This window comes from Porticoccus sp. Uisw_050_02, assembly GCF_047729555.1.
Classification (GTDB): domain Bacteria; phylum Pseudomonadota; class Gammaproteobacteria; order Pseudomonadales; family Porticoccaceae; genus Porticoccus.
This window is the reverse complement of the sequence record NZ_CP159825.1, coordinates 1,157,958-1,169,416: the sequence shown is the minus strand read 5'-3', so window position 1 is coordinate 1,169,416 and position 11,459 is coordinate 1,157,958. Positions and strand designations below refer to the sequence as shown.

Genomic DNA, 11,459 nt, shown 5'->3' with positions numbered 1-11,459 from the left:
TTGGGGCTGTGGTAGTAGAAGCATTAAAAACGAATACCAGCGCTTTTTTTACCATACTTAGCTTTCGTTACCTGCCAATAAGAATCATTCCAATACGCGTGAGCTTTTGTTGTTCTGATGCTATACGCATGATAGCCAACAAATAAAACACCATCTTCTTCTATTTTGAAAATATGGGCTTCCATGCCGGGGTCCTCTTCGTATCCTTTGAGGATGATATAGTCACCTACTGTTACTTCTGGGCGTTCCATGATTTTTCCTATTGATTGGGTGGGCTGCATTTTATCGTTGTCTTTTGTTTATGTGAATAAAAAAATATTATTTTTACCTGTAAAGAATAGGCCGGATGGTCATCCGGAGAGGCTTTGATCCATTTTTTCTGCAGGAGAGTCTGTTTTCATCACATCAATAACTTCGGCAGGCACTCCTGAAGCTATAGAGTGAGGAGGTATGTCTTTTAAGACTACGCTGGCCGCAATAATCTTTGATCCTTCTCCAATTTCAATATTACCAAGGATCGTAGCTCCCGGGCCAATTAAAACACCGGAGCGAACTTTTGGGTGACGATCCCCTCCTTCTTTTCCCGTACCTCCCAGGGTGACACCCTGTAAAATAGAAACACAATCTTCAATAACAGCTGTCTCGCCTACTACAATTCCTGTTGCATGATCAAACATGACTCCTTTGCCAATTTTTGCAGCTGGATGAATGTCTACACCGAATACTACTGATATTCGGTTTTGAAGCATAAATGCTAGAGATTTTCTATTTTGATGCCACAGCCAGTGAGCTGCTCTCCATGCTTGCAGCGCGTGAAATCCCTTGTAATGTGTAAAAGCAGATAAAAAACTATGGCATGCAGAATCACGCTCAATGAGCGCTTGGATATCGTCACTGATCGTTTTTTCAATTTCAATATTAGAACTGAAGGCAAGACCAAATATATCTCGCAGGACTGACTCTGTGACCGATTTACATTGAAGTTTGTTTGCTAGGAGAAAACTTAAAGCAGAAAGCAACGAGCGATGATTCAGGATAGCGTTCTGCATATAAGCCTGTAGAGACGGCTCAGAGCGAGAAATACCTCTCGCTCCTGTTTGTATTTTCTCCCATAGGAGCTCTGTAGGCTGATTTTGAGTCATAGTTAAAGTCTTGATCAATAAAGTATTAGAGCATTATCACGGCTACACCGTTATTTTTCCAGTCACGATAGCATGACATGATTGGGTAGCTTTATTTTTAGTATAGTTAACTTAAATTATATTTTTGGTTGACAGTCATCTAACCTTGCCTATGATGGAGCCTTAAATGAACATTTTGAGGGGATTGTATGTCAGTGAGTCATTTAAACCCTGCGCGTCATAACTGGACTAGACAGGAAACTTTAGATTTGCTTGAGCAACCATTTAACGATTTATTGTTTCAGGCTCAAATGGTTCATCGCGAGCACTTTAATCCTAACGAGGTTCAGCTAAGCACTTTGCTGTCTATTAAGACAGGTGCTTGCCCTGAGGATTGCAAATATTGTCCTCAGAGCGCGCGCTATGACACGGGGCTGGAGACTGAGAAGTTGTTAGCAGTTGAGAAAGTAATAGGGGAGGCAAAAGCAGCCAAGGCTGCCGGAGCCACTCGCTTCTGTATGGGCGCTGCTTGGCGCTCTCCAAAAGATAAAGATTTACCATACGTTACAAAAATGGTGCAGGAAGTAAAAAATTTAGGACTGGAAACTTGCATGACCCTCGGCATGTTAAAGGAAACTCAGGCACAAATATTGGCAGATGCCGGATTGGATTACTACAACCATAATCTGGATACTTCCCCAGAATATTATGGGGAAGTAATCACTACTCGTACTTATGCAGATCGCATCAACACATTGAGTAATGTAAGAAAGGCTGGAATGAAAGTTTGCGCTGGAGGAATTGTGGGTATGGGGGAGGGTAAGAGTGACCGTGCTGGATTATTGGTGCAGCTAGCAAATCTCCCTCAACAACCCGAATCAGTCCCCATTAACATGTTGGTCAAAGTTGAAGGAACTCCGCTGGATCAAGAGGAGGACCTGGATCCTTTCGAATTTATCCGGACTATTGCTGCCGCTCGCATCATGATGCCAAAGTCTCATGTGAGATTGTCTGCTGGAAGAGAGGAAATGAATGATCAGCTACAGGCATTAGCATTTATGGCGGGAGCTAATTCTATATTTTACTGTGAAACTTTGCTTACCACCCCTAACCCTAAGGCTAATCAGGATATGGCTCTGCTTAACAGACTGGGTATTGTTCCCGAAAAAAATCAAATCCACGAAGAGCCCCATGGCCAAGAAGAGACACTGCATAGAAAACTTTCTACAGCAAAAACAGAACACTTATTTTACGACGCTGCTAATTAAGAAGATTGACTGATTATGTTTTCAATGGATCAGCAGCTTTTAATTAAACTAGCTCAGCGTAATGAGGATAACCTTTATCGTCAACGGCACTTATTACAATCTCCGCAGTCTACCCATGTACAGGTGAACGGTAAAGATTGTATCGCTTTTTGCAGTAATGATTACTTGGGCTTGGCGAGCCACCCATCTGTTGTTGCGAGTTTCAGGAAAGGTGCAGAAACTTTTGGTGTTGGCAGTGGCGCATCACACTTAGTCTACGGCCATTCTTATGAGCACCAGGCTTTAGAAGAAGAGCTGGCTGTCTTCACTCAGCGCCCCCGAGCGCTGCTTTTTTCTACAGGGTATATGGCTAATTTGGGGACTATTCTGGCCCTTACTGGTAATAAAAATGATCATATCTTTGAGGATCGGTTAAATCATGCTTCGTTAATTGATGGGGGTGTAGCTAGCAAAGCTAAATGCTCTCGTTATCGTCATTCTGACACTGCAGATTTGCTAAATAGAATGAAAGGTGTCAACGGCAGAAAGCTGATTGTGACAGATGGCGTATTTAGCATGGATGGTGATCTGGCTGTGTTGCCTGATCTTGTTAATGCCTGTCAAAAAGAACAAGGTTGGCTAATGGTTGATGATGCCCATGGATTTGGGGTTATGGGGAATAACGGGGGTGGTCTTGCTGAGCACTTTGGCTTAAGTATTGAGGAGCTTCCTATTTTGGTTGGGACTCTTGGTAAGGCATTTGGAACTTTTGGCGCTTTTGTTGCAGGCTCTGAGGCATTAATCGAAACTTTAATCCAATATGCACGAACCTATGTTTACACTACTGCACTTCCGCCTGCCGTCGCTTCAGCTACACGTGCTAGTCTTAAAATTTTACAGCAAGAAACTTGGCGACGTGAAAAACTAGCCAGCCTTATAGTTCGCTTTCGCTCCGGAGCAGAAACGCTCGGATTGGAATTAATGAAATCTACAACCCCTATCCAGCCCATCTTGCTTTATGATGATGAGCTTGCAATTAAGGTAGGCGACCGATTGAGGGAAAATGGCTTCCTTGTAGGGGCAATTCGCCGGCCTACAGTCCCTATAAACTCCGCAAGGCTTCGTATTACTCTTTCTGTAAAACACACAGAAGAAGAAATTGATGCCCTTCTTGATACCCTTAGTGGCATCTTGACGGATCTTCGGGGTTTAGTTAAATGAGCACTGATAATTTTTCTGGCTTATTGGGGCAAAAAGCTAAACCTTTGATCAGTAAGCTAGCTGTACACACCTATCCTTGTACAGGCCAACTTCTTCAATCAGAACCGTTAGTGCTCATCCATGGCTGGGGGGCTGATAGTGGTATCTGGGAGCTCATTCTACCGGAACTAACAAGAACTCTAAATATTTTAGCTATTGATCTACCTGGGTTTGGCCAAAATGATGTTTTTAAACTAGAGACTGATGCTTGCTCGGAGACCAACACAGAATTTAGCTGGCCAATAGAGTATTATCTCGATGCTATTTTGGCCATGATGCCAAACAAATGTAGCATCATGGGGTGGTCTCTAGGGGGGGCGATCGCCACAGCTCTAGCGGGTCGTCATCCCTCACGGTTCTCTAATTTAATTACTGTCGCCACTAATCCTTGTTTTACTCAGCAACCTGGCTGGAGTTTCGGTATGCCAGATAAAATATTTAAAGATTTTGTGACACTGTTTAATGAGCAGCCAGCTGTTTGTTTGAGGCGCTTTCATGCATTGCAGTGTCGCGGTGATACAGAAGAACGAAAGTTGTTTCGATTATTACAAAAGGGCGTGATAGAAAGATTAAAGCAATTTACTGATAGGAAAAAGAACAGCTATTGTCACAATGCTTGGCTTCGGGGCCTAGAACTACTTGCTGAAATTGACAATAGAGACACCTTGAGGAAGCTGAAAATTCCCGGACTGCATATTTTTGGTGAAGTCGACCAGTTAGTGAATTTAGATATAACCAGTGAATTTGAAATATTGAATCCATTGCAACAAATAAAAATTATACCGAAAGCAGGGCATTTGCTACATATAAGTAATACAAAAAAAGTAGCATCAAGCGTGCTATCTTTTTTAAAAGAAAAACGCTATTTTTTAGATAAAAAAAGAGTAGCTGATTCTTTTAGTCGCGCAGCAAATAGCTACGATTCAGTTTCTCGTCTGCAGCGCCAGGTTGGAGAAAAACTACTAAATTTTTTACCTGATAGGGTGTCACAAAACACAGTAATTGATCTGGGTTGCGGTACAGGATTTTTTGTCAAACCTCTCGCCAATAAATATAATTCTGCGACGATTGTAGGTATAGATCTTGCTGAGGGGATGCTTGAGGTTGCTCGATCACGGCATGATTCAATTGATCTCTGGTTATGTGGAGATGCAGAAAATATCCCATTGGCTGATAACTCTGTAGATGTTATTTTTTCTAATTTGACCTTCCAGTGGTGCGATCAGTTGCCGCTGCTAGCTCATGAGATTTCTCGTGTAGTTAAACCTGGTGGACGAGTAGCATTCACTTCTCTTGGTAGTAAAACACTATCTGAATTAAGAAAATCTTGGATAGAAGTTGACAGCTACGTGCATGTGAATCAATTCCTGGATCCTTATAGCTGGAAAACAGCTTTTTCTCAAGCAGGTTTTGATATCGAAGATTATGAAATTGAGGATCACAAGCTAACTTATCGCGATATCAGTCATTTAATGAAAGAGCTGAAGGATCTCGGTGCACATAACTTGAATGCTGGGCAGAATAAAGGAATGACTGGCTCTAAAAACATTCGTAACTTAGTGAGCGCTTACGATAAGTTCCGAGATTCTCGAGGACAGCTGCCTGCTACATGGCAAGTAATCTATGGAGTATGCACCCTGAATGTCTAAATCTTATTTCATTACAGGTACCAGTACGGATGTTGGAAAGACCTATGTTGCTACAGGCATGTTGGCCGCGGCTTCTAGACTAGGGCTAAGTACGTCAGGGTTTAAGCCAGTTGCTGCAGGATGCGAAATGACAGTGGACGGCTTACGGAATAGTGATGCTATCAAGCTGTTGGCTCAAACCTCCTTGCCAGTAAACTATGAGCAACTGAACCCTGTAGCGCTGAAACCAGAAATTGCGCCACATATAGCTGCCGCAGAAATAGGGCGTCGTTTAAGTGTTGATCGTTTAGCTGGTTTTTATCGCGGGCTAATGATGCAGAGGCCTGATTTTTGTGTTGTTGAGGGTGCAGGAGGGTGGAGGGTACCGTTGAATGAGCGGGAAACTTTTGCTGATCTAGCTAGAGTGCTTAAACTACCTGTGGTGCTTGTTGTTGGTATGAATCTTGGTTGCATCAATCATGCATTATTGACCTCCGAAGCTATCCAAAAAGATGGCTTGATGCTAACAGGCTGGATAGCTAACCAGATAGTGCCAGAAATGGATCGCTATAAAGAAAATATTTCGACTTTACAACGTTGGATTCCCTCCCCAATGATTGGAGAGCTCGCTTACCAACCTGGAGCTTCAGTCGATGAAGTGGCTGATCGCCTCGACATAACAACCTTGTTATAATAAACGACGGGCTAATAAGAGCAAGATGAGGTAAAATTTACTATGGGCATGAGAAGCAAAGAAGATTACAACGAAGAAGACTTAGCCAGGATTAACGAGACAATCAACTCTGGAATTCATTCCATTGAACGAAAGCCTTTTCGATTTAGGTTGCTATTTTTATGGTGGATCGTTGTGGCCGTTATGGGTGGTGTGAGTTGGTTTTTGGCCAGATTAGTTGGCGCGGTATAACTGCAATTGTCACTTCATGTATTTTCAATATACCATGCAGGCCTTCATGAGAAAACCTGAGTGGTATGTTGAAGTTGCATGAAAATTACGAAAATTTACACAATGTCAGTTTAGGTTGGCCTAAACATCCTTAACGCGGACCATGAGTTTTCCTGTATTTTCCCCAGTGTATAGCTTTTTGACGCTATGTAGGGCGGAATTTAGGCCATCTGAAACATCAAGTCTCACTTTTATTTTTCCTTCTGACATCCAATTTACAATGGCTTCATTTGCTTCAGGAAAGCGATCTAGATAGTCCAGGATAATGAATCCCTGAATCTTCAACCTATGCATCAATATTAAGCCATAATTGTAAGGTCCCGGTACTGGATCCGGTGAATTATATTGTGAGATAAGACCGCATGTAGGGATTCTTCCATGAAGATTCATTAGCTTTAAGCATTCGTCGAGAATGCTACCGCCAACGCTATCAAAATATATGTCAATACCATTCGGGCAGCTACGAGCAAGAGCATCCGGTATATTTTCGGTTTTATAATTAATGGCTTCATCAAAGCCTAGGTCTTCTTTGATCCATCGACATTTTTCATCAGAGCCGGTTAACCCAACCACATGACAACCTTTGATCTTCGCTATTTGACCAACAATTGAGCCAACAGCGCCAGCCGCAGTAGAGACAACTACAGTTTCCCCAGCCTTTGGTGCACCGATGTCAAGTAAACAAAAGTATGCCGAGGGGCCGACAAGCGCAAGAGTGGCAAAAGCATTCATGACCGATATACCACCTATAGCCCCTAATAGGCCGACCGATCCTGGCGTACCTATTTGGTAGTCAGCCCAAGTCCCAATACCGCTAACAATATCGCCCTCTTTAAATTCAGGCGTATTACTTTTGAGTACTGTGCCGCAAACAACCCCTCTCATGGGATCATTAAGAGCGACAGGCGGCATATACTGCTCTTCATCACTCATCCAAATGCGATTAGTTGGGTCAAGAGATAAATAGTTGAGCCTAAAAAGGCATTCCCCGTCTTTCGGTTCAGGGATGCTTTCACTTTCAAAGCTTAATGTGTCATCTGTAATGTTACCAACAGGACGCTCTCTTAGTCGCCAAACATGGTTTTTTCCCGACATCAGTGTTGTCTCCTGAAAAAATGATGGTTAATATTTTTTAGTAGCAAAAATAAGTAATTTTTTGATTATAGTCATATTACAGCTTGATTAGGTTAAACTCGTCCATATTTTTGATAAAAATGAGCTTAAAAATATAATTAAGGCGTAATGGTGAAAATTTTTATCAATAGCTTCTTTGTTATTTATCTTATAATTAGAGTGCCTTGTACGCTGATCATCGAATAGCAAACACGTCATATTTCACGTAACCTTCTTTACCAAACTGTATTTCAGTCATTTTATTAATAGTCTGTATCTCATTAAGCCAGCTATACTTTTCTGAGGAAGTCTGAAAAGTCGGCGCTGCTACAAAATAAGGAATGTCCTTATCTGTTAGTAGCTCCCCGCCAATTAAGCGCTCAGCGCTTTCTACTGAATTTTTCATGATTCCGTTATAAGTTAAGTAAATATATGCATTGTCATTAGTTTGTATTAGGCCTCTTACGTCTAGACGAAAAACACCTGAAGGCATAATACGTAGCCAGTCAGCACCAGGAGCAATGAACTGACCGCAAATCTTTGGACCTTTAACCCAGCCGCCCGGACGCACATTGGCTATAATCATTCCGCCATCAACAGTTATCGGCGGATCTAGAGGCGCGAGATAGCTCATTATGTATTCAGTGATTATTTCAGTACTGGGACTAGATGAGTGTTTATTTTTCATAAAAGTTTTCTCGGATGGTTTTGCGTTGCTTTTTTATTTTAACTGAAAGATTTTTTTGTTGTAGCTGTCTGGACAATAAACTATAAAATTTATTGACTAAAGAAGCCTTTCAGTTGACTGCTAATATCTTCGCAGGCAACTCCTTTTACTTGAGCAATGAGAGGTATGGGTGCAATTATTCCTAGCATGTATGAAGCCCCTTTACTATCGACCTTAACTTTGCCTTTTTCGGTTAAGTGCTTCAAATCCCAAATAGTCGCTTCGTAAGAAGAAGTTTTATCCCAGCTTTTAAAGCCAAAACAGCCTCCGCTAGGCGCCATTCCACAATGCATAGAGCCTTTTTCTTCTGTAGTTTCTGTACTTCCATCTACCCAAATTACATATCTGATGCCGATGGCCTTAATTCGATCAGCAACCACAGTAATAGCAAGAGTTTTACTCATGCCTTGTAATTTTAATGGCGCTACTCTGGGTTCAAACCAAGGATACAATGTATCTAAAAATTCTTGTTCTGGCATAACCGAAAACTTCCCTGTATTGGCAACATTATTGCTAATACAATTGATAAAATCAGGTTCAGTTTCATAGGAATTTCCATGTCTTCTTCCCATAATAACCAGCCTTTCTCCAGAGGACAGCTCCAGGCTGGCAGTGTCTGATCTTTGCTCGTCAACAATAGAAGATGTCGAGCAACCAGCAAGAATTGCAATAAGCAATAGAGACCATGCAGCAGTACTCAATAAAGTGTTATCTGGCATTATTTGAGCCCGTTTTTCGCTTAACCCAGTCGCGGATTTTTGGAATTCTATTAAAGCCAATTACTATTTGTGCCCCTGCATCTCTTAAGGCTGAATTAGTGGCTTGATGTAGGGCACTTTCTGTAGATTTAAGAAAACGAGTTTGCGTCCTACCATATGAACTAACTGACCATTCGGTGATGAGTGCACTATTTGTGTCAAATATTTCTAGCTTATATTGTATCCATACTTCAAACACGTTAAGGCTGGTTTCATCGGGCATAGATACCTGTAATTTTTCCACACGAGGTATGACTACAAGATCCATAAGATTGGTTGTTATTTGGGGCTTCACTTGAAGCCTTTGCGTGCTGGTAAATATACCCTCAAAAATCTGAGAAAATAGTTGAGTTTGCGAGTCTCCCAGAGTGATGATAATTTTTTGGTCGTCTTTTTCTCTTGTGAATGAGTAATCAGTAAATGAGCTGTTTAGCACTAAACCGACATTATAGTCGAGAGGTTGAACTAAAACGGGAGGGTGCTCTCCTGTTACCACTACGTGAGTTGAGCATCCTGTTAATAGCAAATAAACAATAATAGTTAAACCTAACGAGAATTTTGTGTTCAATACGATAGCCATTTATTTGAGCCCAGTAAGACCAATAAAGGTGCCATTATTACGGTAACTTAATGCACGCATTAGGGCGGAAAAACGTGTAGCTGTTGCGAGATTTCCTCCTTCTACCTGGAAGTGAACTGGGAAACCAATGGTATGTATTCGCACTAATGGATTGGCTCCATTATCTCGATTGGCTCTATCCGTAGCATCCAAGACTTGGCCAATAGAATTTCCCGTAAAGTCATCTCCAAAAACATAAAGACTAATTTTTTTATTTGAGGAATAAAATTGTTGAATTGCTTTTTGGATCCCCTCAACAGGGCTGGAGTTACTGAAAGGCGTCCAGGTGGCCAGTCGATTTAAGATAGCTTTTCTGCGCGCAGGTGTGTCGGGTATCCATTTTCGACTGAAGCTAGAAAACATGTAATCCCCCATATCGTTCATAACCTGAATCCCCTTTACTTGGGGATAGATATTAAGAATATTGATCATTTCTTTACGCACTCGAGGCCATGCGAAATTAAACATACTGCCTGATGTGTCTACGATAAAAATAATGTACTCGCTATCAACAGGAATCCCCCCAATCATGTCATTTTTAGATTGTTCGACGCCCATTAAAAGGCGCTTCATTTCTTCGGTAAGATTTTGTTGGGCAAGCAATAATTTGCTTCGCTCTGCTTTTTCTAGTCTAGCTGCTGCTTTTTTTTTCTGTTGTATTTCGGCTAGCTCTTTTTTTAGATTTTCGATACGAGTGCGAATATCAGAGAGCTGTTCTTCTTTAGATTGAAAGGAAAGATTGAGTGCGGTTGTTTCGCCGCGTATCTTAAATAGTTGCTGCTGCATTGCAGCCATACTACCCTCTATAGGATTTTTTACGGTTTGAAATGCTGATGGATCAACAGTCTTGGCAATTAACAGCAAAAGAACTATGGCCCCAAAACCACAACTAATAACATCGAGAAAAGAGACACTAATCTCAGTGACGTTGCGTTTCTTTTGCCGTTTATTACGACTCATGGCCAATCTCGCGAAGGACTTATGAATGACCCGTTAGTTGATATTGCTAACCTCCAATAACTGGCGGCTGCAGCAGGATCTCCTTCCATTGGAAATAATAGTATATTGACAGGGACTCTTGATGGTAGTTCCTTTAAAGATTCCTGAAATAACTGTATGCGATCTATGCCGGATATGGTCATATTCTTTTGCTTCTTGTTTCCCTGGGTGGGCAGACCATCTGTGATTAAAAATATGTTATCCGGAGGAGCGTTGAAACTTTTTAACGCCTTAAATGCCTTGGATAAATTAGTGCCTCCAGCAGGAACAATCTTTTTTAGCTGGCTAATTGAATTGTCTAGGCCCGCTTTATCTCGAGTATTGCGCCAAACACCATCGTCATGATTAATTGAGCCTGATGAGTTATTAAAGGTATAAATTTGATATTGGCTTGCTTCAGGCATCTGAGCTATTAGCCATTCTGTTGTTTTGACGGCTCGCTGCCATTTAGGGGAGATTTTCTTTGACTCATCACTCATATTACGACGACGTATTACATTAACAATAGAGTCTGAAAGCATGCTGGCTGAAGTGTCAACTAGAATTACGATGCGCTTGCCGCCTAATTTTAGACCGGTAAGATATTGCCGTTTCCCGTCCCCTGAAAAATGTCGTGTATTTTCCCCTACAGCTTTCTCTTTAAAGTGCTTTGTTTTTTCCTGCAGTTCAATGAGTTGTTTTTTTAATATAGCAATCTCTTGTTTTGGGTCAGATTGCACGCTTAACTCTAAGTCAGCTTCTTGAATTTTAGTTATGGTCTCGTTAGATAAACCTAGAGCTTCAGTGTAGGATTTTTCTATATCCTTTAAACTATTTTTTAATGCTATCAAGTCAGCTGTCCCTACTTGAATTTCTTCTTGAAGAAGATTTTTTTCAGTAACAAGTAAAGGGTCAGTTGATTCGTTAGCAATAGGGTTATGTTTAAGTATCAGAAATAAAAGGGTAACAGCCCCAAATCCACAGGCCATAATATCCAAAAAAGATAAACTAAAAGTAGTTATCTTGCGTTTCGGGCGAACCACC

The 11,459-nt window shown here is 41.3% G+C and carries 13 protein-coding genes; 5 read left to right on the top strand and 8 right to left on the bottom strand.

From position 1 onward, the window contains the following. Positions 1-23 precede the first annotated feature (23 nt). Complete coding sequence (locus ABXT41_RS05625) at positions 24-251, bottom strand: hypothetical protein (RefSeq protein ID WP_415390543.1); 228 nt, start codon at positions 249-251, stop codon at positions 24-26. A gap of 99 nt (positions 252-350) precedes the next feature. Further along, positions 351-1,142 carry a serine O-acetyltransferase gene (gene cysE, locus ABXT41_RS05620; protein ID WP_415390542.1) on the bottom strand — a complete coding sequence of 264 codons (792 nt, stop codon included), beginning with the start codon at positions 1,140-1,142 and terminating at the stop codon, positions 351-353. Positions 1,143-1,330: 188 nt separating this feature from the next. Between cysE and bioB the strand changes: the two genes are divergently transcribed. Genes bioB through ABXT41_RS05595 form a run of 5 tightly spaced genes read left to right on the top strand, consistent with a single transcriptional unit; the run spans position 1,331 to position 6,181 of the window. Continuing rightward, the gene (gene bioB, locus ABXT41_RS05615) at positions 1,331-2,389 is read left to right on the top strand and encodes a biotin synthase BioB (RefSeq protein WP_415390541.1); all 1,059 of its coding nucleotides are present in this window, start codon (positions 1,331-1,333) and stop codon (positions 2,387-2,389) included. 15 nt (positions 2,390-2,404) lie between these two features. Continuing rightward, positions 2,405-3,589, top strand: a complete 1,185-nt coding sequence (bioF, locus tag ABXT41_RS05610; protein WP_415390540.1) for an 8-amino-7-oxononanoate synthase — start codon at positions 2,405-2,407, stop codon at positions 3,587-3,589. After that, complete coding sequence (gene bioC / locus ABXT41_RS05605; protein WP_415390539.1) at positions 3,586-5,277, top strand: malonyl-ACP O-methyltransferase BioC; 1,692 nt, start codon at positions 3,586-3,588, stop codon at positions 5,275-5,277. Before bioF ends, bioC begins: the two co-directional genes overlap by 4 nt. Then, entirely contained in the window at positions 5,270-5,950 is a 681-nt protein-coding gene (gene bioD, locus ABXT41_RS05600) for a dethiobiotin synthase (RefSeq protein WP_415390538.1), read from the top strand. Before bioC ends, bioD begins: the two co-directional genes overlap by 8 nt. 42 nt (positions 5,951-5,992) lie before the next feature. Further along, positions 5,993-6,181 (top strand): DUF3094 family protein, encoded by a 189-nt coding sequence (locus ABXT41_RS05595; protein ID WP_415390537.1) that lies wholly within the window; start codon positions 5,993-5,995, stop codon positions 6,179-6,181. A gap of 120 nt (positions 6,182-6,301) precedes the next feature. Here the strand turns inward: ABXT41_RS05595 and ABXT41_RS05590 are convergent, their stop codons facing one another. The 6 genes from ABXT41_RS05590 to ABXT41_RS05565 form a co-directional block, all read right to left on the bottom strand. Continuing rightward, positions 6,302-7,315 carry an NADP-dependent oxidoreductase gene (locus ABXT41_RS05590; RefSeq protein ID WP_415390536.1) on the bottom strand — a complete coding sequence of 338 codons (1,014 nt, stop codon included), beginning with the start codon at positions 7,313-7,315 and terminating at the stop codon, positions 6,302-6,304. Positions 7,316-7,529: 214 nt separating this feature from the next. Continuing rightward, positions 7,530-8,021, bottom strand: coding sequence for a DUF3237 domain-containing protein (locus ABXT41_RS05585; protein ID WP_415390535.1), 492 nt, complete (start codon positions 8,019-8,021; stop codon positions 7,530-7,532). Between the two features lie 89 nt (positions 8,022-8,110). Beyond that, entirely contained in the window at positions 8,111-8,779 is a 669-nt protein-coding gene (locus tag ABXT41_RS05580; RefSeq protein ID WP_415390534.1) for a hypothetical protein, read from the bottom strand. Continuing rightward, on the bottom strand, positions 8,769-9,398 hold the full coding sequence (locus ABXT41_RS05575; RefSeq protein WP_415390533.1) for a hypothetical protein: 630 nt from the start codon (positions 9,396-9,398) through the stop codon (positions 8,769-8,771). The genes ABXT41_RS05580 and ABXT41_RS05575 overlap by 11 nt, the downstream gene beginning before the upstream one ends. Next, positions 9,399-10,397 carry a VWA domain-containing protein gene (locus ABXT41_RS05570; RefSeq protein ID WP_415390532.1) on the bottom strand — a complete coding sequence of 333 codons (999 nt, stop codon included), beginning with the start codon at positions 10,395-10,397 and terminating at the stop codon, positions 9,399-9,401. Then, on the bottom strand, positions 10,394-11,458 hold the full coding sequence (locus ABXT41_RS05565) for a VWA domain-containing protein (RefSeq protein ID WP_415390531.1): 1,065 nt from the start codon (positions 11,456-11,458) through the stop codon (positions 10,394-10,396). The genes ABXT41_RS05570 and ABXT41_RS05565 overlap by 4 nt, the downstream gene beginning before the upstream one ends. Between the last annotated feature and the right edge of the window lies 1 nt (position 11,459).

Excerpts from the sequence above, each read along its gene's own strand:
- ABXT41_RS05625 (WP_415390543.1), bottom strand. The coding sequence starts at position 251 with ATGGAACGCCCAGAAGTAACAGTAGGTGACTATATCATCCTCAAAGGA.
- cysE (WP_415390542.1), bottom strand. The coding sequence starts at position 1,142 with ATGACTCAAAATCAGCCTACAGAGCTCCTATGGGAGAAAATACAAACA.
- bioB (WP_415390541.1), top strand. The coding sequence starts at position 1,331 with ATGTCAGTGAGTCATTTAAACCCTGCGCGTCATAACTGGACTAGACAG.
- bioF (WP_415390540.1), top strand. The coding sequence starts at position 2,405 with ATGTTTTCAATGGATCAGCAGCTTTTAATTAAACTAGCTCAGCGTAAT.
- bioC (WP_415390539.1), top strand. The coding sequence starts at position 3,586 with ATGAGCACTGATAATTTTTCTGGCTTATTGGGGCAAAAAGCTAAACCT.
- bioD (WP_415390538.1), top strand. The coding sequence starts at position 5,270 with ATGTCTAAATCTTATTTCATTACAGGTACCAGTACGGATGTTGGAAAG.
- ABXT41_RS05595 (WP_415390537.1), top strand. The coding sequence starts at position 5,993 with ATGGGCATGAGAAGCAAAGAAGATTACAACGAAGAAGACTTAGCCAGG.
- ABXT41_RS05590 (WP_415390536.1), bottom strand. The coding sequence starts at position 7,315 with ATGTCGGGAAAAAACCATGTTTGGCGACTAAGAGAGCGTCCTGTTGGT.
- ABXT41_RS05585 (WP_415390535.1), bottom strand. The coding sequence starts at position 8,021 with ATGAAAAATAAACACTCATCTAGTCCCAGTACTGAAATAATCACTGAA.
- ABXT41_RS05580 (WP_415390534.1), bottom strand. The coding sequence starts at position 8,779 with ATGCCAGATAACACTTTATTGAGTACTGCTGCATGGTCTCTATTGCTT.
- ABXT41_RS05575 (WP_415390533.1), bottom strand. The coding sequence starts at position 9,398 with ATGGCTATCGTATTGAACACAAAATTCTCGTTAGGTTTAACTATTATT.
- ABXT41_RS05570 (WP_415390532.1), bottom strand. The coding sequence starts at position 10,397 with ATGAGTCGTAATAAACGGCAAAAGAAACGCAACGTCACTGAGATTAGT.